The sequence below is a fragment of the Methylocystis sp. WRRC1 genome, from assembly GCF_020733155.1.
Taxonomy (GTDB): domain Bacteria; phylum Pseudomonadota; class Alphaproteobacteria; order Rhizobiales; family Beijerinckiaceae; genus Methylocystis.
Genome location: NZ_JAJFZJ010000001.1, coordinates 2,494,643 through 2,516,185 on the forward strand (window position 1 = coordinate 2,494,643; position 21,543 = coordinate 2,516,185).

Below are 21,543 nucleotides of genomic sequence, written 5' to 3' on the forward strand. Positions count from 1 at the left end.
CTGAATGTAGATGGAGAGACGAATGAAACGACTGATATTCGCTTTGGCCATGGCGGCGGCGTTCGCGCCTTCATTGTCTCATGCGCAGGTGAAGGTCGACATGACCCGCGTCACCTGCGGCGAGCTTCTTGCCATGCCGGCCGACGACGCCGCAGATTTTGCCGCCTGGATGAGCGGCTGGTACGCCCAGAAGAGCGGCCGCACCTTCATCGATCTTGGCCTGTTCCAGAAGAATGTCGCAAGCGTGAGGGAGTGGTGCGGATCGCATCAATCCGAGTCTGTCATGGCGGGTCTGCAGCGCGCGGTCGACAAAAAGTAATACAGGAACGATGGGGGAAGATCGATGAAACTCAAGCTCGCATACGCCGCCATTGTCGCCCTCGCCATGACGGCGCCGGCGTCGGCGCAGGTCATGATCGAAATGTCGGAAGTCACCTGCAAGCAGTTTTCCGAATATGATCCGGAAACCAAGGCTTTCATTGGTTCCTGGATGAGCGGCTATTTCAGCGCCACGAAGAATCTCAGCGTCGTCGACTCGCGCTATGTCAAGCGCAACTACGACAAGATTCATGCTTACTGCAAGAAGCACTCCAAAGAATCGCTGATGAGCGCTATCGAGAAGAACGCGCGGTGACCCACAGCGTTAGAAATTAATCGGAGCTGCGAGGACAGGGTCCGGCCCGCACCGCATTCGTGCATGGGGTGCAGGAATGAGCCTTCGCCTCGCAGCCTTTTCAACCCCGTCAGACGAATGCGATTGCTTTTCTCGAACTGGATATTGAAATCATACGAATTTCGAAGACCGACGTTCATGAAGTGAAGAGGCGCGTGACATAATGCGCGCGGAATATGACCCGCCTTCCCCCGCGCCGCCGATCACAGCAGACAAAAAGAGCCCGGCGCCAGGCCGGGCTAGTAGTAAGAGGGGAGGTTGGTTATTAACATTGAAGTAATTGAATCCTTGGCGGGAAACAGTCTATCGCTCGCCATTTCGGGCGCAGTTTTCGCCATCCGGCTCGTATCGGGCCGAATTGCCGCGGGCGCTGGAGACGATTTCAGCTCAGCTGTCGCTCGCCGGCTTGCCGGCGGATGAAAAAAGAGGCCTGATCAACGAAAACGGTCCGCGCCTGTACATCCGAGGTCGCGAGCCGTTCTGTCTGGCGGTGGCGCCGCCTACTAACAACAATTCTACGCGCCTGATTTGACCAAAAAATGGCGCGACGCCCCGCGGCCGCGGTCAATGGCGATGCTCGCGGATTTCGACGAGGACGAACACGCCGCCCAACTCGGCCAGGCTGAAGGCGGCGCCGCAGACTCGAATTTCCCTCGACTTTTTATTTCGCCGCGCGTTCGGACAGAAAAAGCACACACATTTTATCGAACGCGCTCCAGACAGGAGTGTGCGCAGAAGGCGGTTGTTCTGATCGACAGACAAATTTCTGTCGTCGACGGCCCCTGAAGACATTTCCGTAGCGAGAGCCGTCATAGCGGAAAGGGCGGTCCTCACTGGCGGCTGCGCGGGTTTGCCGCTATCATCCGAGAATGCGAATACGAACGGCGTCGCCGACATTGGCGGCCTATCGAGGGTAATCATGCGCTATTTGCTGCTTGCCGCTTTCTCCTTTGCGTTCATTGGCGGCGGCAATGCTCTTGCCGCCGACGACGAGACCGCGAAGGAAGACTATGCGCTTGAAGCATACGAACAGTCACTGAAAGCCTATCAGCTGTGCGCCGCGCGTAATTCCGCAAATCCACAAAATTGCAGCGCGCTCGCTCGCGTTATCGAGGCGGACAAAAAACGTTTCGAAATGAACAATTCGGGATTTTGAGCGCGAGGACGAGGACTGGCGACGCCATGCCGAATGCGATATGCGCGAATGACATGGACCTTCGTTGATATCTGTTCGATGAAGCCGATCGCGATTGGCGCGATAATCGATGGCGGACGTGGGGAAAGACCTTTCGGCGCCTCTGTTTTGCGCGCGGCGACCGGCCGCCGGTTGCGGTTGTTGACGCGGCGACTTATCCAAACGCTGCGATGGGTCGAATGACCGCTTCAGGGAGACCCAAGATGAACATCCGCCAGTCGCTGACCGCCGCCGCGCTTTTTCTGTTGTGGACGAATGCCGCCGGCGCGGCGGCTTGCGGGAACTCCGCTGCGGGCTTCGGCGCCTGGCTGGAGGACTTCAAGCAGGAGGCGGCCTCAGAGGGGATGTCCCGGCATGTGATCGACGCTGCGCTTGCCGACGCCTCCTATGATCGTGCGGTCATCTCCCGCGACCGAGGTCAGAAGATCTTCCGCCAAAGCTTCGAGAAATTCTCGGCGCGCCTGATCACGCCCGCGCGCCTGAACCGCGGCCGCGCACTGCTTCAGCGACATGCAAATCTGCTGCGTCAGATCGAAGCGCGTTACGGTGTGCCCGGTCCCGTCCTCGTCTCCATCTGGGGGCTGGAGACGGGATACGGGGCAGACAACGGAAACTTCAAGACGATGCAGGCGCTCGCGACCTTGGCGTACGACTGTCGGCGCTCCGCGCAGTTCACACAGGAATTGAAAGACGCGTTGAAGATAGTCCAGCGCGGCGACATGTCGCCTGCGCAAATGCGCGGCGATTGGGCCGGCGAAATCGGCCAGACGCAGTTCATGCCGTCGTCCTATCTGAAATATGCTGTCGATTTCGACGGCGACGGGCGGCGCGACCTCATCCATTCCACCGCCGACGCGTTGGCGTCGACCGCGAACTTCCTGCGAGGAAGCGGCTGGCGGCCGGGCACCGGCTGGGAGGAGGGCGAGCCAAATTTCCCGATCTTTCTCGAGTGGAATCAGGCGCGGGTCTACGCCAGGACGCTTGCCTTGTTCGCCACCAAACTCGGCGGCGGGCAATGAGCGCAAATGAGGCGTTCCTCAAAGCCCGATTCTCGCAAGGCGTTGTCGGACCATCCATGGTCAATTGTTGTTGATTGATTAACCAAAGGCGTTAAGAATTTTCGAATGTCGACCCGAGCGGCAGGGCGACGGCAGTCGCGAACTGCAGATGGGAGTCCGCCGATGAAAAACGCTTCTATTACGTTGACCCTGATGACCGGATCAGCGCTCGCGGCGGACCTCCCATCGAGCAAGGGGCCTGCGACGCTTCCGCCGCCTCCTTTGTGGACGGGCTTTTACCTCGGCCTGAACGCGGGTGGCGCGTGGAGCGACAATAATTCGGCACAGACTGCGACTTTCCCGATGTTCGACGCGATTCCGGCCGGATACGGGACCACGAGCGCTATCCTTGGAACGTTCAACGCGCCCGCGAACGCGAGCGGCTTCATCGGCGGCGGTCAGATCGGCTACAATTACCAGTTCGGCGGCGCCTTTGTCGCCGGCGTCGAGACGGATATTCAGGGCGTCGCCTCGGGCAATGGTTCTTCGTCCGTCGCCGGCGCTGCGTTCAACCCTGTCGTCCTCGGCGGCTCGACCGCGAGCCAACTGGCCACCGTCGGCAAATCACTCGATTATCTGGGCACGGCGCGAGGCCGTCTCGGCTATCTTGTCACGCCGACGTTGCTCGTTTACGGCTCGGGCGGCCTCGCCTATGGCGGCGTTTCCGCAAACACGAGCATCTTCCAGAGCTATACGCCCGTCGCAGGCGCAACGAATATTTTTGCAAGCGGTTCCTATTCCGGCGCGCGAGCGGGCTGGACCGCCGGCGGCGGAGTCGATTGGATGTTCATGCCGAACTGGAGCGCCAAGGCGGAATACCTTTACTATGACCTTGGTAATGTAACTTATAGTGTCGCCCCGATGGCGAGCACGGTCATTGGCGTCGGCGCGCTCGCTTTCTCGGGCGCGTCGCATTCGTCGACCAGTTTTCGCGGCAATATCGTTCGCGCAGGCGTGAACTATCATTTCAACTGGGGCGCAGCGCCGCTTGTCGCCGGCTTCTGACCGTCAAGACTATCCCTGACGGAAAGCCCGGCCGCATGTCGACGATCGCTCCATTTCCTGCGTCCCGCATGCAACATCCCGGCTGACCGTCGCCAGACGGCGCAATCTCGCAAAGCAGTGCGGTGTGGGCGCAAGATCGAAGCCCTGCGTATTGACGAGACCTTGGCAATGAGCGACGGAATCGAGAGTTTGCAGCTCTTCGAGGCGGGCCATGAATTCGCCTCGTCACGGACGGAACGTCTTCGTCATGCGCAAATGCGATTCGTCGAAGGAGAAGCCGCAATGGCTGAGTTCGAGGCTGAAGAAGGCGTCATTTTTGTCGGAAATGGCGCGAAGCTGACCGGCGTGCTTCGGGCTCAGGAATCCGTTGTGATCGATGGCGTGGTGGAGGGTGAAATCATAAGCAGAAGCTTGACTGTCGGGCCCTCCGGCGTCGTCAATGGTCAGGTCGACGTTAGCGAGGCGGATATTTCCGGAGAGGTCGCCGGCTCCATCACAGCCAAGCATCTGCTTAAAGTGCGTTCTTCAGCGCGCGTGACAGGAAATTGGCTTTGTGGAGAAATCCTCGTCGAGAGAGGAGCCGTCTTGAACGGGATTGCCGGCGACGAGAAGCTGCGAGCGAATTCCGACATGGCGCCGGAAGACATACGTTCGTCTTCTCGCGCGTCGACTGCAGATTTTGCCGAGCGGGGCGGAACTGTCGCCGCTCTCGCTCCCCGGCCGATAAAGCGCTCGCTTGGCGCAAAGCTCAACGCTCTCGGCCGCAAATAATCAGGCGGTTTTGCTAGAGCGACGCAATATTTTCGGTGTTCGAAAAGATATAGGTCGGCGGCGCGGGGGATGTACGCGCTGGAGGCGTCGTAGTCCGCGCCATGTCGGCGACGAAGGGGCGCGTCAATCACCCCGAACATTCTCGACACGCTACTCGAGGTCGAGCCGCCGAGCCAAAAAAGAAGCACAGATGGCGCCTCTATCCTGACCGCAAGAGGCTTGCCGCATGTCGTGGCGGGTGTGGTGCAATGCCGCATGATTCGGTCGACGACGGCAAACTTGCGATGAACAATTCCGAGTTCTGATTGTCGACAACGGCGATGCGCGTTCGATGATGCGACCCGGGAATTTTCTGGGCGATGCGGCGATATCGAGCTCAGTCCTTGCGGCGCTGACTCCGCGCGTCACTTCGGAAATCAAATTTGCGCACGCGCCACAAACCGAAAAATGGAATTACATTCAAAATATTACATCCCTCGCGGAGGATTGATCGAGAGGCGGGCGAGCCGGCTGGATAGAGCCCGAAGCGAGCGGGCGGCATCCCAATGTTTCTTCAATCAAATGCCAAGGCGCAGCGCCGTTTTTACCATGCATGCGATCATATGGGCGTTGCGACATTATGAATATAATCGCGTGTTGACTTCGCGCTCATCTTTCTCCATTTTCCGTGTCGACCGCTTCGATATTGATTGAAGTGGATGTGAGAGGGGCAGCCATCAACTCGACCGACTGACAACCGGAAGCGACATTATGCTTCCGGAAGGCGCTCGCGGGCTGATGGCCACCCTTCGCTAATTGATCCGCATAACTAGTCCTGCGACGGCAGCTAATGCGGAGCTCTAGTGAAGGAGCTAGTGATGAAAAAGATAGGTGTAATGCTTTCATTGGGCATGACGCTGACCGCAGGGTCCGCGCTTGCCGGATGGAACGTCGCGAACACTTCCCAGAAGGGCAGTCTCCTGATGTTCCCGCACATCACGGTCGAAAAGCACAGGGGCGCGGAAACGCTCGTGGAGATTTCGAACGACGGTCTCGGCAGCGTTCATATCCTTTGCACTTATGTGAACGAGAGCAAGGGCCGCAACACGTTCGACTTCACGATGACGGGCAAGCAGACCGTGTCCTGGACCGTCGGGCATCGCGATGGCGATGGAGTCACGCCTGGCGAATGGCCCACGCAGGACGGCGGCTATAAGCCGGGAAGCCATTACCGCGGCGAACTGATTTGTTTCGCGGTCGACACTGCGGCCAATAACCAGATCGCCTTCAACCATCTGACTGGCAAAGCCACAGTGATCTACGGCGAAGGCAGAAAGCCCGGTGTTGTTGCTGAAAAGCCCACCGACGTGAAGTCCGCCTTCCAGTACAATGCCTGGCGGTTTGTCGCGCGCAACATGCGTGGTCTCCCGGCCGATCCTTACACGGTTCAGGGTGAACCGGGCAAGATCAAGCTCAATGGCATGGGCGGCAATTACGATGGTTGCCCGGCGTATAACACCGCCGAGTTCATGCCGAACGGCGCTGAACTGGGTCAGGTGAAGACCAAAGAAAACGATCTGGCGGTCATCAGCTGCAACCAGGATCTGCGTCAGGACTACGACTGGCATCTGACGAAGCTGGTTTTCGACGTGTGGAATTCCAAGGAACAATCGTTCCACACCTCTTGGGTCTGCGTGGACAGCGTCAATTTCGTCCCGCTCGGATACAAGCGCTGGGATGACGGTGATAGCCACCATTTCCACGGAGAACGCGGGGCGGAGCTCATCAACCCGGGTAACTTCGAATACAAGGTGATCAGGACGCCGAACGCCAGGTTCGCCGTGAAGGGCGTCGCCAGTTCACAATGCCGCGGCTCTGAAAATATGGGCCTGCTCGGCGTGAGCATGTCGTCCGTCCAAATTGGCTATGACGGAAGGCCGGTGCCGGTGGCCGACGGCGATCAATATGGAAAGGTCGCTGACTCGATCATCGGAAACACCACGACAGGCGCCGGTGTCACCACGGGTGGCGTCCTGTGGGATCCGCATGACTCGCCCGCTCGTCCGAAGTGATATACGCGGGATAAACGACAGATGTTCCCCGGCCTAGCCGGGGGGCATCGAGATAAGGCTCGCTGCCAGTCCTGGGAGCGAGCCTTTTTTGCGTGCGGGCCGCTCACGAATTCGGGCGCGGCGCCCATCGAGGAAATATCGGTCAAGATTTCCGGCCCGCTCGTCTCGAAGGAGTCCGGGCAGGATGAGCCGCGCACAAGATTAAAAGCGGAGGGAGATCCGAAATGGCCGGCTGTCCGCGTGTGTTCATATTTGCAGGAATCGCTTCCGTATTGATTGCGACGCAGGTTGAGGCGCAACCGCAGTCGAACGAAGCCGGCGCCGTTACCGCGCCGGCACGAGGGCCGGCCGACGGGTCGCTGCTTTATTCCTGCAATTATGTGACAGGCAGAAAGTTGTGCGGCGTCGAGACTTTCACGCGCACCGGCGCCAACGCTACGATGTTCGACAGCACGGGCAGACTTACCTTCGCGCCGAATAATCTGCTCCTCTACAGCAATACATTCTCCAACCCAGCCTGGAGCTATGCCGCGGCGAAAATCGTCCCCGCCGCCAAAGCTGATCCTTTCGGTGGGAAGGCCGGCTGGTCGATGCGATCGACAGCGAAAAAAGGCGGTAATTACCGGCAGGCTGTCAATGTGGAGCCCGGTCTGAACTATCTCAACACGCTCTATCTCGCCCCCGGCGCAGCGTCCTGGGCGCAGATCGACCGATATGATGGTTCGTCTCATCCCTCATGGATAAATCTGTCGAATTGCACGGCGGGAACGACGGCGCCGGGAACAACTTTGACCGTGACCGCCGTCAGCGGAGGCTGGTGCAAGGTCGACCAGGCCTTCGCTCCATCGTCCGCGACTGTCTACCCGGGTTTCGCTCCCGCCAGCGGCGACAATGGCGGCCCTGCGATCGGCTCATCCATTCACGTCTTTGGCGAACAATTGTCGCTCGTGACCTATCAGACGACCAGCGCCGACTATTATCCCACGAGCGAATCGCCCTATTACGGCCCGCGCTTCGGATACGCCTACAACGGCTCCGCCTGGGTTCCCGCAGGGCTGATGTTGGAAGACGCCCGGCAAAATCAATTGAAATACAGTAACGATCTGACCAATCCGGTCTGGGTTCCCGGCGCGACGATGAAAGTCGCGCGCGACCAGATGGGCGTCGATGGCGTGGTCAATGGAGCATCCAGCCTGACAGGGGGCGCCGACAGCGCAACGAATACAATCTGCCAGGCCGCCAAAGCGTGGTTCCACGAACGTATATTTTCCGCCTATGTCAAGCGGATCAACGGCAGCGGCGTCGTGAACATGGCGACGGATGCGCAAACCACGGCCGGAACAAAGGCCACCTGGCATGCGATGACCATCACACCCGAGTGGACGCGCGTCTCATTCGTGCAACCGGGCATAAAAGACCCGATAACGTGTTTTCAGATTACGACTCCCGGCGACAAGATCGCCGTGCAATATGTGCAGAATGAGAATGTTCCGAACGAGACGCGACCGCTCGGCGCCACGTCGCCCATAGCGACCACCTCCTCGCTCGTCGTCCGGGGCGACGAGATGCTCGTCAGCGAAAACCCGATTCTGCTCCAAGCCAAAGCCTTCGTGGTCGAAACCAGCGGGCAGCTACCAGCGACGGACATGGCTTTGCTTGGTCTCACCAGCGCCCGCGACGAGCTCGCGATCGGCCTTGGCGAAGATACCGACAACACGTTGTACAGCACCTTTTCCTTTCCTAAATTGTCCACGACCAACACTGCGATATGGCGCGGAACCAATCGCGCCGGCGTCGCCTGGGGCGACGAGCCGGTATGGAACGCCCTCTCGCTGAACGGCGGCCCCGTCGCCGCCGGGGACCGCGAACATGGCGTGCTGACGAAGATTTTCTGGGGTTCCGAACCTTTCGGCGGAAAGGCCTGCAATTGTTTCATCCGATCATGGGCTGCCTACTCCTCTCTGACGAAGGAGCAGTTGTCCGCAAAATCGGTCGTGGGCGCGCCTTTTTAAGGCGAGTCCATTAAAAGCGCGGGCGGTCCTGCGTCCGACCGCGCGGCAAAATTGATGTGTGAGCGAATTCCGTTCAACGCAAATTCGCATCGGGCGGGCGCGTTTCCCGCTTCGACGCATTGAGGCGTCAATTGGCGTCCAATCCTGACCACAGCGCAAATGATCATGACATATTTATAATAATAGCAATCGGTGCTCTTACACTAGAAGGTATCGGTGCTCAGCCGTGATCCCGGCGAACCGTTCAAGGCGTAATTATTGTATTGTGAAATGAAAAATCGAGCTGAGGTCAATGTTCGACTCCGACTCACGGCGATCATGGCGCGAAAGACGACCGCGCCAAGGCCCGAGATTACGCCGACCGCAACCGTGCAGAGCGTCAGGAGCCATGAAGCGATTTTGCAAGGCTTTGCGATGTTTTTTTCCTGTCTGGCGTGCTTTACGCTCGGCGCCATCGCTTGCAATCGCCTCTAGGCGCGTGTTTATCAAGCAATTGCTCTGGCGCGCCGGACAAGTTGAAGGACCGCCGTCGCTCCTTCTCCTCGGCGCCCGGCCGCAGATTCACATTTTATCCTTCACCTTCTTCGCTTCCGCCTCAACGCTGCGCCAGGCATTCTTCAGCTTTGCCAGAAAAGACTCTCCCGGCGCTTTCTTGCAGTCGTCGATGATCATCGGCACGACTTTCTCTGTGCCCTCTATGTCCACGATGGAGTCGGCCTTGCCGGCCTTTGCCTTCGCGGTCGCGAAATAGACGACTTTGGGCTGGAAGTCGCTCTCGACGGCGAGAAACTCCTCGCAGGTCCATTTGGAGACCGGCTTCTTGTTGTCGGCGACAGCCCCCTGGGCGGCCAGCAGGCAGGCGACAAAAGCGAAATAACGCAGTTTCATGGGGCCTCCCTGATGGGGCGAGGACCGACGCGCGGGCGCTGAAGCCTGATCGATCTTTCGATGACCATTCGCCGCCGGTCCACACCAAGATTAGTAGAAAGTCGTGGCGTAAGGGGCATTCTGGCGTCTCAGGACCAACCCGTTAACGAAGCCCGCCTGGCCTTCATAGCTGATCTTGCACCAGCCATAGAGCCAGCCTTGCGAACAATATGCGACATCGACCTTCTCGCCAGAGGGAACCACTGCGAGTGAGGGCCAGTTCGTGCCCGGCCCCTTACGCAGATTTACGTTATCGATCGTGACGATGGGGGCGACGATGACGTCATTGGCGCCCGAGGGCGCCAGCGCGCCGACCTGCACATATCCCTTCACTTTCTTCCACTGCACGGCGCACCAGCCGCCTTGCCAGCCGGAGTAGCAGCCGGAGACATTTACATCGACCCCCGCCGGGATTTTCGCGATGGCCGGCCATTGAATTCCTGGCCCGGACCGAACGGTCGCGGGGCTAACAAGAGAATGCGCGTCCGCTTCGCCAGCCGTCGCGGCGAAAAAGGCCGCTGCACCCGCGAGAAGCGTCATCTGGCTGAAACTCATTTTGTTCCTCCTTGACCCCTTATTTGACCACACGCTGGAGATAATGACGACGCAGCAGGTGACCGTTTTGAGCGCCGCTGCGCCGGTCTCACGGTTCCATGGAAGCCGTTGGCCAGACCCCAGTCGATGCGTTTCGCAAGCACGCGCCTGCCCATAACGCGGACTCTGATCATTTTGGCCAGTCGGCGACTTGACGGCTTGGGTCGCGCGCAGGACAAAATGATGCGGGAAAAGCCCTGTCCCGGGCAAACCGGAGCGCAAGATGAATTTCACGAAACGCTTTCGCATCGATCCCGGCTCGAAGGTTGACCTCTCGTCGATCGACCCGGGGTTTCACGGAAATCACGCGAACGACGTCGAGGCTGCCGAGGAGCTGCAACATCATTTGCAGCGCATTACCAAGGCCCAGCGCGCCCTCTATGCGGAGCGCAACCATTCGCTCCTGATCGTCCTTCAGGGCATCGACGGCGCGGGCAAGGACGGCTCGTGCTGGCATGTGATGAGCGCGATGGACCCGCAGGGGGTACAGGTGACAGGGTTCAAGCAGCCGACCGCCGAGGAGCGCGATCACGACTTCCTGTGGCGAATTCACCCGCATGCGCCGGCGCGCGGAAACGTCGCGATCTTCAACCGCTCGCACTACGAGGATGTGCTGGTCGTGCGCGTGCACAAGCTTGCCCCGAAGGAAATCTGGAAGCCGCGCTTCGACTTCATCAACGAATGGGAAAAGCTGCTGTCGGTCGAAAACAATACGACAATTCTGAAATTTTTCCTCTACATCTCGAAAGAGGAGCAGCTTGCGCGCTTCAAAGAGCGCCTCGACGATCCGACGCATCAGTGGAAGATCAGCGCGACCGATTATACCGAGCGCAACAAATGGGACGATTATATAGAGGCTTTCGAGGCGGCGCTCTCGCGCTGCTCGACCGAGCATGCGCCGTGGTTCGTGATCCCCTCCAACCACAAATGGTTCCGCAATCTCGCTATGTCCGCGATCGTCGCCGACGCGCTGGACGACATGAAGATCGAGGCTCCCAAGCCGACGGTCGACATAGAGGAAATCCGACGGCTGTATCACCAGGCGAGCGAGGCGGAGTCCAGAAAGAAGAAGTTGGTAGGCGGCGACGGGAAGGCTGAAGACTCCACAGAATCGGCGGCGCGGTCGTGACTCACGCGCCGGCCGCAAGCCCGGCGTCGTTCTTTTCGGCCCTCGATCAGGCGCCGATGACATGGCGCCACTATGCGCTCTGGCTTGCCGCGAGCGGCGGGGCGTTTCTGGACGGCTTTTCGGTGGTCGCCCTCGGCTTGTCGCTGCCGCTGCTCAAACATGAGTTCACGCTCTCGCCCCTGCTCATCGGGCTGATGGGCTCCGCCCTCGTGCTGGGCGCCGCGGCGAGCGCCTGGCTCGGCGGGCTCCTCGCTGACAAGATTGGACGAAAGCGCGTCCTGATGCTGGACATGGCGGTGATTGCCATCGCGTCGGCGCTCGGAGCCTTCGCGCCCGATCCCTGGCTTCTGGTCCCCGCCCAGTTTCTAACCGGCGTCGGCGTCGGCGCGGATTTTCCGACGAGCGCCTCCTATGTCTCGGAGATGATGCCGCGCGCGATGCGCAGCCGGATGACCGTGGCGACCATCGCCATGCAGTCGGTCGGCATGTTCGCCGCCGCGGTAGTCGGGCTCGCTGTCACCACCCTCTATCCGGAAACCCGAGACTGGCGGCTGCTCCTTGGCGCGGTCGGCGTGCTGGCGATCATTTTCCTCCTCGCCCGCATGCGCGCGCCCGAAAGCGTCCGCTGGCTGGCGACGAAGGGGCGGATAGAAGAGGCGCGGGCGCTGCTCGTGCTGCTGCGCCGCGAGTTTGACGAAAAGCCGGCTTCCGCCCTTGCGCAGGCTGCTCCGGTCGCGGCGCTGATAGCCGCCGCGCCGCCGTCGACGTCGAGTGGGGCGGGCCTCGGGACACTCTTCAGTCCGCGGTTTCGCGAGCAGACGCTGCTCGTCTCCCTGCCCTGGATGCTGATGGACGTCGCCACTTATGGCGTGGGCCTGTTCACGCCGGTCATTCTCGGCGCGCTTCATTTCGGCGGCGACGGCACAGGGCCGGTCGCCGCGGATTTCGCCGACGCGGAAGGGAGCGCTCTTGTCGATCTCTTCCTGCTCGTCGGCTTTCTCGCAAGCCTCTGGGCGGTTCCGGCTCTGGGCCGCATTCCCATGCAAATCGCCGGCTTCTTCGGGATGGCGGTCGGGATGGCGCTGCTGCTCTTCGCGGCGGTCGCGAATGACGGCGCCAATGCGCATATGGGCTTCATCATTGCCGGCTTCGTTCTGTTCAATTTCTCGATGAACGTCGGGCCGAATGCGACGACCTTCATTCTCGCCCCCGCTCTTTTCCCCACCGCCGTTCGCGCCTCGGCGAGCGGCTTCGCCGCCGGGGCTGCGAAAGTCGGCGCGACCTTCGGAACTTTCGTGGCGCCGCAACTGCAAGCCGCGTGGGGCCTCGATGGCGTCGTCGCTTTGATGACCCTCGTCAGCCTCGCGGGCCTTGCGGCGACAGCCTGGTTCGCCCATGCCGTCAACGACGAGGGCGCGCTGGAGGAGGATTAGCAGCCGGGCGAAGTTTGCTGATTAAGACGGAAAGCACTGGAGAAGAGCAGGAAAGATGCGCAGTCTCAAGGCATATCTCGCGCGGGCGGGTGCGCTCGACATCGCGCTCACCATCGTGCTGGCCCTGGCGATCGTGAAGGTGGTGGATTCTCTCGTCGTCGACATCATCATGCCGCTCATCAGCCATTTCGCCGGCAACAACCGCGACATGGCCGACTACTTCATTCCGGTGGGACCGGGCGTGCACGCCGATATGAGTTATGCGGAGGCGAAGCAGGTCGGCGCGGTGATCGGCTACGGCCAGTTCATCATCGCCCTCGTTTACTTCATCATCGCCGCGACGCTGTTCTTCCTGATTTCGCATGGCCTGCGCGAGTGGCGACGCGAGGATCAGGCCAGGGAGCAGGCCGAGAAATAGCGGCGCGCGGGATCGGGCGGTTTGGGCCATGGGCAAGGGAGAAACGCGGCTTTCGGACTGGCTTCGATCGTTTCAGGGGGCGGTGAGAGAGGAACTCGTCAGCGATTTCGAGCTCCTTCTCGAACATCGCTACCTCGTCATTGCGCTGGCCGCGACGCTCTTCGGCGTTCTGCTGTTTTCGAATCCGCCCCCGCCCGGTCGCATCGTGCTCGCGGCCGGCGCGCCCGGCTCGGCCTATCGCTCCTTCGCCGAGGAATATCGTAAATTCTTTGCCGAGCGCGGCATCCGGCTCGAGATCGTTCAGACGCAGGGCGTGCTCGAAAACGCACGGCTCATCGGCGATCCGGGAAAGAAGATTGACGCAGCCTTCGTCCAGGCCGGGCTCGTCGACCCACGCGCGGCGGACCGCATCAGATCGCTGGGCAGCCTCAATTACGCGCCCGTCTGGCTGTTTTTCCGCGGCTCGGACAATGGCGGCAAGCTTCAGAAATTCATGGAGCTGGGCGAACGCCGCATCGCGACGGGCCCGCCGGAAAGCGGCTCCTACGCCGCCGCCATGCGGCTCCTGGCGCTCAACAGGCAGCCCGTCCCGAAAAACCTGATCATCATGTCCCCGGCCGAGGCTGTCGCCGCGATCAATCGGAACGAAGTGGACGCCGTGCTTCTCGTCGATGGCGCGGATTCGCCGAACATCCGCTCGCTCGTCGGCAATCCCCAACTGCAACTGGCGAATTTCGCCCGCGCGCCGGCCTATGCGCGGATCGTCAACCATTGGCAGGCGCTGGTGGTGCCGATGGGCGGCCTCGACCTTGCGCGTAACTTCCCGCCGCAGGACGCCCACATCATCGCGACGACGACCGACCTCGTGGTCAAGGAGTCGCTTCACCCCGCCATTCAGATGCTGTTTCTGCAAGCCGCGGAGGCCGTCAATGGACGCCCCGCCTTCTTCGAAAAGCGGGGAGAGTTCCCGGCGTTCAAGAACGACGACATTCCGGAAAGCGACGAGGCGAAGATATTCTACAAGAGCGGCGCGCCGTTTCTGATGAGATACATGCCGTTCTGGCTCGCGGAATTTTTCGGCCGGCTGTCGTTCTACGTCGTGCCGCTGTTTCTTCTGTCCTATCCGACGATCAAGCTCATCTTCGATTATCGGGTCAAGCAGGGTCGGATAAAGATCGGCGCGGTCTACAAACGTCTGGCCGCGCTCGAAAAGCGCGTCATCGACTCTCCGGGCGAAACGGGACGCGAGGCCTGGCTCGACCCGTTGAACGAGATGGAGCGCGCCGCGATGGCCCTGCGTCTGCCGCGCGAGCTTTCGGGCGACTATTTCGTCCTGCGTTCGCACATCGATTACGTCCGCACCTGTCTCTCACGCGGCGCGCCCTATGCAAAGCGAGAGTCAGCGTCCACTCCCGGCGTCACGATCGTGAAGCCAGGCGTCGGCAAGATTCCAGGCGACGGCGACGACGATCGGTCCCACAAAGAGGCCGATGATGCCATGCGCCAATATGCCGCCGATCACGCCGACAAATGTGACGATCATCGGCGTCGTGAGACCGCGCGAGAGGAAGAAGGGCTTGACCAGCGCGTCTGACAGGCTAACCGCGCCGAGGCAGATGGTGAGGCCCAGGGCGGGCAGGGGAGAAAGACTGAGCCAGGCCCAGATCGCCACCGGTACCGTAACGAGGCCGGGTCCGACCTGCACGATGCCGGGGATGAGCACGAGCAGCGTCAGCACGCTCGCGCCCGGCACGGCGGCGAGCGTCATGCCCGCGCCCGCGACGACCGCCTGAAGCAGGGAGACGCCGATGACGCCGCGCGATACGGCGCGGATCGTGTCGCCCGCGAGAGCGACGAAGCGCGCGCCCTGCGCCCCGTCAATCCGCGACGCGAGGTTTTCGACCACGGCGACGAGAGGCTGGGCGTAGAGGAACAGAAATCCCATGACGACGACCGACAGCAGGAATTTCAGCGTGCCGACGCCGGCGCTGCTGACCGCCTCGATGAGCTTCTCGCCGAGCGGCTTCAATTGCGGGAGCAAAGGCGCGAGAGCGCTGCGCAAATTAGTCGAGGCGAGCGACCAGAAATCGTAGAGTTGCTGCCCGACGAGCGGCCATTCCTTCACCGACGCCACCGGCGGCGGAACGGCAAGCTTCCCGGCGTTGACGCTGTCGATGAGGCCCGTCGAGGCTTCGATCAGATCGAGGCCGAGCCAGGTGACCGGGCCGACGACCAGCACGAGGCTCACGCAGGTGAGCGCCAAGGCGGCCAGACGCGGCCGGCCGCCGAGACGGGACGAAAGCCACGCGAAAACAGGATAAAGCGCGACCGCCATGATCACGCTCCAGGCGATGATCGGCGCGAATGGGAAAATGATGACCGCCGTCCAATAGATGAGGATGGCGATGAGCGAGAGCCGGATAGCAAGCTCGATCGCATTGTGGTCGCGTAGCGAGGCCCCATCGCCTGCTTCGGGCCTTCTTGCGCCTTTCCAGAAAACATCCATCCATCTGTGATTTCGGGGAGCGACGATCCGTTCGTCCGGTGGAGGGCTCATGGGGGGCCATATGGTGGAGTTGAGTATCAGAATACGTTGGCGCGATCGCGCGGCCAAGGCGACCGCCGCTCGAAATGAGCAGAGAACTCATTGACCGATCAACGACCGCTTTTATACTCCTGTCGTTCGGACAATCGCTCAAATTCGTGAGTTATTTTATGCGAGCGTTTTTCCCGCCCTACAAAAGGAGCGCTTCCATGCTCGATCCAACCGCTGGATTGCCCGCCGGGGTATTTGGTCTCACTGCGAATGGCACGGTCATCGCGCAAGATGTCGCGCAGGCCCTTCTTCTCGCAAAGGCGGCGCCGGCTGGGGCGTCGGGGTTCATTCTCTTCGTGGATCCGGATCTTGACGGCTATCTTGCCGAGATCGTTTCTGCGCTCGAGACGGCCGCCGCAGCGAAGCCACCTCAGTATCGCCGTTGGGCGCTCGTTGTCCCGGACGACGCCGTCAGTGAAGCCGAACAATATAAAGGCGGCGGAGAGCCGACCGTCTTCCCGTACAGCCGCCGCCAGGACGCCCTCTCATGGGCGAGTGGAGAGTGAGCGCGGCGAGAGGGGCAACTGCTGCGCCGAACGCAATGCCCGGGAGATGTTGCGCACACTCTAAAAAACGTCTCCTGCCTTCTTAAGTATTATCTTTATAAAGAGCCGCTTCGCCACTGACGGAGCTTCTCCATTGATAATCAAGCCGCTACTCCCCTTTACTACAGGTTTGTAAAAGCAGAATGCAGCCGCGCGCCGCGCGCAAGTGCTCATTCCGGGCGCCAAGTCTATGTTGCACTGCGCAACCCCATGCTATTCGCGAAGTAGATCGTAGATCCTGCGATTGCTCGAGAGCCTTGTGGCGCTGCAACGCGGCGACGAAGGTGGGTCTGTCGGAGAGCGTCATGACCATACAGCCGGCTTCAACTTCTCTTACGCAGACAGCCGCAATGGATGTCACGAAGAACGATCCGTTTCGGACCGCCTTGCCCGAATTCAGGGCGCCGGTCGTCGGCGACTATCTCACGGATGCTTTTCAACGGACCGTGTTGTTTCTCGATCTGTTGCGGCGGCGCGGCAACGAGCAGGAAGAGATGACCTCGCGGCCGATGGCGACGGTGCTGCGCTTCGACCATGAAATTCTGATCAGCGGTAGGTCCCTGCCGAAGCCCATCAATTTTTCGCTGTCGCGCATCGTGCCGCCGGAGGGAACTGTCATCGATCCGCGCAAGCGTCCGGTCGTCGTCGTCGATCCGCGCGCGGGGCAGGGGCCGGGCATCGGCGGGTTCAAGGCGCAAAGCGAGATCGGCGACGCGCTCGCCGCTGGCCACGCCGTCTATTTCATCGGCTTCGCGGCCAAACCCGAACCGGGCCAGCAATTCCTCGACATTGTCGAAGGACAGGTGACCTTCTTCGAGCATGTCGTCGCGCTGCATCCCGACGCGCCGAGGCCCTTCGCGATCGGCAATTGTCAGGCGGGCTACCAGACGCTGATGGTCGCCATGCTGCGGCCGGACCTCTTCGGCCCCTGCATGATGGCGGGCTCGCCCATGTCCTACTGGCAGGGCGTGCACGGCAAGAATCCCATACGCTATTCTGGCGGAATGCTCGGCGGAAGCTGGCTCACCGCCATGACGAGCGATCTCGGCAACGGGCTCTTCGATGGGACCTGGCTGATCCTCAACTTCGACAATCTCAACCCGGCCAACTGGCTATGGGGCAAGCAATATCAGGTCTACGCCAATATCGACACGGAAACCAAGCGCTTCATGGAATTCGAGCGCTGGTGGGGCGATTTCATCCAGCTCAACGGCTGTGAGATTCAGTTTCTCGTCGACCAACTCTTCATCGGCGACAAGCTCACGCGCAACGAGCTCAAGTCGAGCGACGGCAAGACCTTCGACATTCGCAACGTCACCTCGCCGATCATCGTCCTGACCTCCAAGGGCGACAACATCAGCCCGCCGCAACAGACGCTGGGATGGATTCTCGATCTCTACAAGGATGTCGATGACATTCGCGCGACCGGTCGCACGATCGTCTATTGCCTCAACGACAAGGTTGGCCATCTCGCCATTTTCGTCTCCGCCAAGATCGGCGCGAAAGAGGACGAGGAAATGGTGCGGCTGATGGATGTGGTCGACTGCCTCCCGCCGGGCCTTTATGAAATGGTCATTGCGCCTCGTCCGTCGGGAACGGTCGAAGTGGAATTCACCACAGGCGACTGGCTGACGCGTTTCGAAATGCGCACGCTCGACGACATTCGCGCGCTCGGCCGCAACAGCGAGGCGGATGATCGCGCCTTTGCGACGGCGGCGCGCGTGTCGGAGATTACGCATTCCTGCTACCGCACCTTCGCGCAGCCCTTCATTCGCGCCATGTCCAACGCGCCCATGGCCGACGCGGCGCGGCAGCTCAATCCGCTGCGGATGAGCTATACGATGTTCGCGGACTCCAATCCATGGATGAAGGCGATTGCGCCACTCGCAGAGCAGGCGCAAGCCGAGCGCAAGCCCGTCGATTCGTCCAATCCGCTGGCGATCGCCGAGAAGCAGCTTTCCGATCAGATCACGACGGCGCTCAACGCCTATCGCGACGTGCGCGATCGTCTGACCGAGCAGTTCTTCTACGCCTTCTATGGCTCGCCCGTGGTGCAGGCGGCCGTGGGCGCAAATTCGGGAGACAAGCCGCGCGACCTACCCGGCACGACGCCGGAAATTCTGGAACGGCGCGCGGAGGCGGCGAAATCCTACGCCGAGAAGCTCAAGACCGGGGGCTATGATCAGGCGCTGATCCGCAGCGTGCTCTATGTCGCCCTCTCCGAACGCGTCCTCGACGAGCGCGTCGCGGCGGCGCTGAACGCCGCGCGACAGCAACTGCTTCACGTCACGCTGGAGCATTATAAGGAGATCGTCCGGAACCAGTTCGCGGTTCTGCTTCTCGAACGCGACCGGGCGATCGATCCGCTCCCAATCTTGATCCCGGCCGGGCGCGCCGTCGAATTGCTGCGGCAGGTGAAGTCGATCGTCTCCGATGCGCTGACGCCCGGCGAGAAACAGCGCTTGGACAGGCTGGAGCAGGTTCTCGCCGCCGCGCCGCCGGCGCAGATTTCGACTTCCGCTTCGCCGACGCCCCAAAAAGCCGGAGAGCCGCTCGTCGCCACCTAAAGTTTCGCAGGGTCTCGGGACTGTTTGCGGCCTGTGGGAGTTCGAGGCATGAAGATCGAGGGTAAGACATTCGAGGCGCTGCGCGTCGGCGATGCGGCGCAGGCGGAACGAAACCTGCAGCCGAAGGACATGCGCGCCTGGGCCGCGATGAGCGGGGCGGCGGCGGGCGGCGATCAGCAGGCGGTCGTAGTCGTCGCCGCGCTGTTCTCGTCGCTCGCCGCGACGGCGCTTCCCGGACCAGGATCTCTTGTGACGTCCTGCCTCGTGCAGATACGCAGAGCCTTGCCCGTCGGCGCGCCGCTGACGCTGCGGCTGACCTTGCGCGAAAAGCGTCAGGGCAATGTCGTCGCGCTCGATGGACAATGCGTCGACTCCGCCGGCGCGTGCATCGCGACCGCGACGCTGGAAGCGACGGCGCCTGTCGCGCCCGTCGCCGTCGAGGTCGCGGACCATCGGCTCGACTCTTTGCTCGCGCGTTGCGCCGCCTTGAAGCCGATGCGCACGGGGGTCGTACATCCTTGCAGCGTGGCGGCCATTGCCGGCGCCCTAGAAGCGCGGGAAGCCGGGCTGATCGAACCGGTCCTGTTCGGACCACAAGCCGAGATTGCGAAGCTCGCCGAGGGCGCGAAGCTCGATCTCTCGAAATGCACGATCGTGTCGACGGCCGATTCCGAAGAATCGGCCGCCAAGGCGGCCGCGGCCGCGGGGGCGGGCGATGTTCAGGCGCTGATGAAGGGAAGCCTTCACACAGACGTTCTGCTGCACGCCGTCATGCAGAAGGAGGCCCGGTTGCGCACGGGCCGGCTGCTCTCCCATTGCGCCGCGATTTCGATTCCAACCTACGCGCGGAGCGTCGTTCTCACGGATGTCGCGCTCAATATCGCGCCCGACACGGATCAGAAGAAGGACATCTGCCAGAACGCCATTGGCTTTGCGCGGGCGCTCGGCGTCGAAACGCCGAAGGTCGCCGTGCTGGCGGCGGTCGAGACTGTGCGCACCAAAATGCCGGCGACGCTCGACGGCGCCATATTGGCGAAGATGGCGGACCGCCGCCAGATCGTCGGCGGGATCGTCGATGGCCCGCTCGACCTCGACGCAGCAGTCGATGCCGACGCTGCGCGCATAAAACATATCGTGTCGCCGGTTGCTGGCGCGGCGGATGTGCTGATCGCGCCGAATATCGAAGCCGGCAATATGATCTACAAGGATCTCGCCTTCATGGCCGACGCGCAGACGGCGGGTCTCGTCGTCGGCGCGCGCGTGCCGGTGATCCTCACGAGCCGCGCGGACGGCCCGGCGGCGCGGCGCTTCTCGGCGGCGGCGGCGGTTCTCTACGCCGACGCGCTGGCGCGGGAGCCCGACACGATTCTTCCCGAAACCGCGGAGTGAGGCGCATGACGCAGGCGATTGTCGTCATCAATTCCGGCTCGACCAGCCTCAAATTCGCGGGCTATGCGACGGGTCAGACGCTCGCCGTCGTCTGTCGTGGCGAGGTCGAGGGTATGCTCGACCATCCGCGTTTTTCGGTCTCCTCGAGCGACGGCAAGGTTCTGGCTACGCATGATTGGGGGCAGGGGCAGACGCTCGATCACAAGGGGGCGCTGCATTTCGCCTTGTCCTGGATGGAGCAGAACATCGCAGGGCTGAAGATCGTCGCGGCGGGGCATCGCGTGGTGCAGGGCGGAACGCGCTTCGCCGGCCCCGCGCGTATCGACGCGGAAACGCTGTCCTATCTCGACGGGCTCACCGTGATCGAGCCGTCGCACCAGCCCTATAATGTTCAGGGCGTGAAGGCGATCGCTCTGGCCTTTCCAGCTCTCCCACAAGTCGCCTCCTTCGACACTTCCTTTCATCACAATATGCCGGAAGCGGCGAAGACTTACGCCGTGAGCAAGACGCTGCGCGACGCGGGCGTGCGCCATTGGGGCTATCACGGCATTTCCTATGATTACATCAGCCGGCAGGTGAAGAAGGTCGCGCCGGCGGCGCGGCGCGTCATCGCGGCGCATCTGGGCGGCGGCGCCAGCATGTGCGCCATGCTGGACGGCCGTAGCGTCGAGACGACCATGGCCTTCGCCGGCCTCACCGGCCTGCCGATGGCGACGCGATCGGGCGACGTTCCGGCGGATGTTCTGTTTTACATCTTGCGCAGAGGTCTGCTTGACGTCGCGGGACTGGAAAAGTCGCTTTATCACGACGCCGGCCTGCTCGGACTCTCGGAGTTGAGCGGAGATATGCGCGAGTTGCAAGACAGCAAGGACCCGCGCGCGATCGCGGCGGTCGACTATTTCGTCTACTCCATGACAAAATATGCGGGCGCTTACGCCGCCGTTCTGGGCGGGCTCGACGCTTTCGTTTTCACCGCCGGCATCGGCGAGAATTCCGCTTCCGTGCGCGCGGCGCTTTGTGAAAAACTGTCCTGGCTCGCGATCACGCTAGACCCCGCCGCCAACGCCCGCAATGCGGAGCGTATCTCGACGCCGGAGAGCAGGGTCTCCGTCTGGGTGATCCCGACGAATGAAGAGTTGATGATCGCAGAACATACCGCCTCCGTTCTCGGTCTGTGACG

General features: G+C 61.5%; 19 protein-coding genes and 1 pseudogene. 17 read left to right on the forward strand and 3 right to left on the reverse strand.

Annotated elements, in window-relative coordinates:
* Window positions 1-22: 22 nt before the first annotated feature.
* The 9 genes from LG047_RS12050 (at window position 23) to LG047_RS12090 (ending at window position 8,765) form a co-directional block, all read left to right on the forward strand.
* On the forward strand, window positions 23-319 hold the full coding sequence (locus tag LG047_RS12050) for an HdeA/HdeB family chaperone (RefSeq protein WP_227966894.1): 297 nt from the start codon (window positions 23-25) through the stop codon (window positions 317-319).
* Between the two features lie 24 nt (window positions 320-343).
* On the forward strand, window positions 344-634 hold the full coding sequence (locus tag LG047_RS12055; protein ID WP_227966896.1) for an HdeA/HdeB family chaperone: 291 nt from the start codon (window positions 344-346) through the stop codon (window positions 632-634).
* A gap of 606 nt (window positions 635-1,240) precedes the next feature.
* Complete coding sequence (locus LG047_RS12060; RefSeq protein ID WP_227966898.1) at window positions 1,241-1,459, forward strand: hypothetical protein; 219 nt, start codon at window positions 1,241-1,243, stop codon at window positions 1,457-1,459.
* Window positions 1,460-1,592: 133 nt separating this feature from the next.
* Window positions 1,593-1,829: a hypothetical protein gene (locus LG047_RS12065; RefSeq protein WP_227966900.1), complete on the forward strand. Its 237-nt coding sequence runs from the start codon at window positions 1,593-1,595 to the stop codon at window positions 1,827-1,829.
* Window positions 1,830-2,071: 242 nt separating this feature from the next.
* On the forward strand, window positions 2,072-2,887 hold the full coding sequence (locus LG047_RS12070; RefSeq protein WP_227966902.1) for a lytic transglycosylase domain-containing protein: 816 nt from the start codon (window positions 2,072-2,074) through the stop codon (window positions 2,885-2,887).
* Between the two features lie 162 nt (window positions 2,888-3,049).
* Window positions 3,050-3,931: an outer membrane protein gene (locus tag LG047_RS12075; protein ID WP_227966904.1), complete on the forward strand. Its 882-nt coding sequence runs from the start codon at window positions 3,050-3,052 to the stop codon at window positions 3,929-3,931.
* 168 nt (window positions 3,932-4,099) lie between these two features.
* The gene (locus LG047_RS12080) at window positions 4,100-4,702 is read left to right on the forward strand and encodes a polymer-forming cytoskeletal protein (RefSeq protein WP_227966907.1); all 603 of its coding nucleotides are present in this window, start codon (window positions 4,100-4,102) and stop codon (window positions 4,700-4,702) included.
* Between the two features lie 857 nt (window positions 4,703-5,559).
* On the forward strand, window positions 5,560-6,753 hold the full coding sequence (locus LG047_RS12085; RefSeq protein WP_227966909.1) for a hypothetical protein: 1,194 nt from the start codon (window positions 5,560-5,562) through the stop codon (window positions 6,751-6,753).
* Window positions 6,754-6,977: 224 nt separating this feature from the next.
* Window positions 6,978-8,765, forward strand: coding sequence for a hypothetical protein (locus tag LG047_RS12090; protein WP_227966910.1), 1,788 nt, complete (start codon window positions 6,978-6,980; stop codon window positions 8,763-8,765).
* A 561-nt stretch (window positions 8,766-9,326) separates the two neighbouring features.
* On the opposite strand, the gene hdeA is transcribed toward LG047_RS12090, so the two are convergent.
* Both hdeA and LG047_RS12100 read right to left on the reverse strand, forming a co-directional pair.
* Window positions 9,327-9,653, reverse strand: a complete 327-nt coding sequence (gene hdeA, locus LG047_RS12095; RefSeq protein ID WP_227966911.1) for an acid-activated periplasmic chaperone HdeA — start codon at window positions 9,651-9,653, stop codon at window positions 9,327-9,329.
* A gap of 90 nt (window positions 9,654-9,743) precedes the next feature.
* Complete coding sequence (locus LG047_RS12100) at window positions 9,744-10,247, reverse strand: SH3 domain-containing protein (RefSeq protein ID WP_227966912.1); 504 nt, start codon at window positions 10,245-10,247, stop codon at window positions 9,744-9,746.
* A 262-nt stretch (window positions 10,248-10,509) separates the two neighbouring features.
* Here LG047_RS12100 and LG047_RS12105 point away from each other — a divergent pair, with 262 nt between their 5' ends.
* The 4 genes and pseudogenes from LG047_RS12105 to LG047_RS12120 all read left to right on the forward strand — a co-directional run.
* The gene (locus LG047_RS12105) at window positions 10,510-11,415 is read left to right on the forward strand and encodes a polyphosphate kinase 2 family protein (protein ID WP_227966913.1); all 906 of its coding nucleotides are present in this window, start codon (window positions 10,510-10,512) and stop codon (window positions 11,413-11,415) included.
* On the forward strand, window positions 11,412-12,848 hold the full coding sequence (locus LG047_RS12110; RefSeq protein WP_227966914.1) for an MFS transporter: 1,437 nt from the start codon (window positions 11,412-11,414) through the stop codon (window positions 12,846-12,848). Before LG047_RS12105 ends, LG047_RS12110 begins: the two co-directional genes overlap by 4 nt.
* A gap of 55 nt (window positions 12,849-12,903) precedes the next feature.
* On the forward strand, window positions 12,904-13,266 hold the full coding sequence (locus LG047_RS12115) for an MscL family protein (RefSeq protein ID WP_227966915.1): 363 nt from the start codon (window positions 12,904-12,906) through the stop codon (window positions 13,264-13,266).
* 28 nt (window positions 13,267-13,294) lie between these two features.
* Window positions 13,295-14,131: pseudogene (locus LG047_RS12120) on the forward strand (TAXI family TRAP transporter solute-binding subunit); the annotation flags it as partial.
* A 534-nt stretch (window positions 14,132-14,665) separates the two neighbouring features.
* On the opposite strand, the gene LG047_RS12125 reads toward LG047_RS12120, so the two are convergent.
* Window positions 14,666-15,823: an AI-2E family transporter gene (locus tag LG047_RS12125; RefSeq protein WP_227966917.1), complete on the reverse strand. Its 1,158-nt coding sequence runs from the start codon at window positions 15,821-15,823 to the stop codon at window positions 14,666-14,668.
* 197 nt (window positions 15,824-16,020) lie between these two features.
* Between LG047_RS12125 and LG047_RS12130 the strand changes: the two genes are divergently transcribed.
* The 4 genes from LG047_RS12130 (at window position 16,021) to LG047_RS12145 (ending at window position 21,541) form a co-directional block, all read left to right on the forward strand.
* Window positions 16,021-16,368: a hypothetical protein gene (locus tag LG047_RS12130; RefSeq protein WP_227966920.1), complete on the forward strand. Its 348-nt coding sequence runs from the start codon at window positions 16,021-16,023 to the stop codon at window positions 16,366-16,368.
* 344 nt (window positions 16,369-16,712) lie between these two features.
* A complete protein-coding gene (locus LG047_RS12135) occupies window positions 16,713-18,974 on the forward strand; it encodes a DUF3141 domain-containing protein (RefSeq protein ID WP_227966922.1) in 2,262 nt (753 codons plus the stop codon).
* A gap of 48 nt (window positions 18,975-19,022) precedes the next feature.
* Complete coding sequence (locus LG047_RS12140; protein ID WP_227966924.1) at window positions 19,023-20,363, forward strand: bifunctional enoyl-CoA hydratase/phosphate acetyltransferase; 1,341 nt, start codon at window positions 19,023-19,025, stop codon at window positions 20,361-20,363.
* 5 nt (window positions 20,364-20,368) lie between these two features.
* Window positions 20,369-21,541 (forward strand): acetate/propionate family kinase, encoded by a 1,173-nt coding sequence (locus LG047_RS12145; RefSeq protein WP_227966926.1) that lies wholly within the window; start codon window positions 20,369-20,371, stop codon window positions 21,539-21,541.
* Window positions 21,542-21,543: the final 2 nt, after the last annotated feature.

Excerpts from the sequence above, each read along its gene's own strand:
- LG047_RS12050 (WP_227966894.1), top strand. The coding sequence starts at position 23 with ATGAAACGACTGATATTCGCTTTGGCCATGGCGGCGGCGTTCGCGCCT.
- LG047_RS12055 (WP_227966896.1), top strand. The coding sequence starts at position 344 with ATGAAACTCAAGCTCGCATACGCCGCCATTGTCGCCCTCGCCATGACG.
- LG047_RS12060 (WP_227966898.1), top strand. The coding sequence starts at position 1,241 with ATGGCGATGCTCGCGGATTTCGACGAGGACGAACACGCCGCCCAACTC.
- LG047_RS12065 (WP_227966900.1), top strand. The coding sequence starts at position 1,593 with ATGCGCTATTTGCTGCTTGCCGCTTTCTCCTTTGCGTTCATTGGCGGC.
- LG047_RS12070 (WP_227966902.1), top strand. The coding sequence starts at position 2,072 with ATGAACATCCGCCAGTCGCTGACCGCCGCCGCGCTTTTTCTGTTGTGG.
- LG047_RS12075 (WP_227966904.1), top strand. The coding sequence starts at position 3,050 with ATGAAAAACGCTTCTATTACGTTGACCCTGATGACCGGATCAGCGCTC.
- LG047_RS12080 (WP_227966907.1), top strand. The coding sequence starts at position 4,100 with ATGAGCGACGGAATCGAGAGTTTGCAGCTCTTCGAGGCGGGCCATGAA.
- LG047_RS12085 (WP_227966909.1), top strand. The coding sequence starts at position 5,560 with ATGAAAAAGATAGGTGTAATGCTTTCATTGGGCATGACGCTGACCGCA.
- LG047_RS12090 (WP_227966910.1), top strand. The coding sequence starts at position 6,978 with ATGGCCGGCTGTCCGCGTGTGTTCATATTTGCAGGAATCGCTTCCGTA.
- hdeA (WP_227966911.1), bottom strand. The coding sequence starts at position 9,653 with ATGAAACTGCGTTATTTCGCTTTTGTCGCCTGCCTGCTGGCCGCCCAG.
- LG047_RS12100 (WP_227966912.1), bottom strand. The coding sequence starts at position 10,247 with ATGAGTTTCAGCCAGATGACGCTTCTCGCGGGTGCAGCGGCCTTTTTC.
- LG047_RS12105 (WP_227966913.1), top strand. The coding sequence starts at position 10,510 with ATGAATTTCACGAAACGCTTTCGCATCGATCCCGGCTCGAAGGTTGAC.
- LG047_RS12115 (WP_227966915.1), top strand. The coding sequence starts at position 12,904 with ATGCGCAGTCTCAAGGCATATCTCGCGCGGGCGGGTGCGCTCGACATC.
- LG047_RS12125 (WP_227966917.1), bottom strand. The coding sequence starts at position 15,823 with ATGAGCCCTCCACCGGACGAACGGATCGTCGCTCCCCGAAATCACAGA.
- LG047_RS12130 (WP_227966920.1), top strand. The coding sequence starts at position 16,021 with ATGCTCGATCCAACCGCTGGATTGCCCGCCGGGGTATTTGGTCTCACT.
- LG047_RS12135 (WP_227966922.1), top strand. The coding sequence starts at position 16,713 with ATGACCATACAGCCGGCTTCAACTTCTCTTACGCAGACAGCCGCAATG.
- LG047_RS12140 (WP_227966924.1), top strand. The coding sequence starts at position 19,023 with ATGAAGATCGAGGGTAAGACATTCGAGGCGCTGCGCGTCGGCGATGCG.
- LG047_RS12145 (WP_227966926.1), top strand. The coding sequence starts at position 20,369 with ATGACGCAGGCGATTGTCGTCATCAATTCCGGCTCGACCAGCCTCAAA.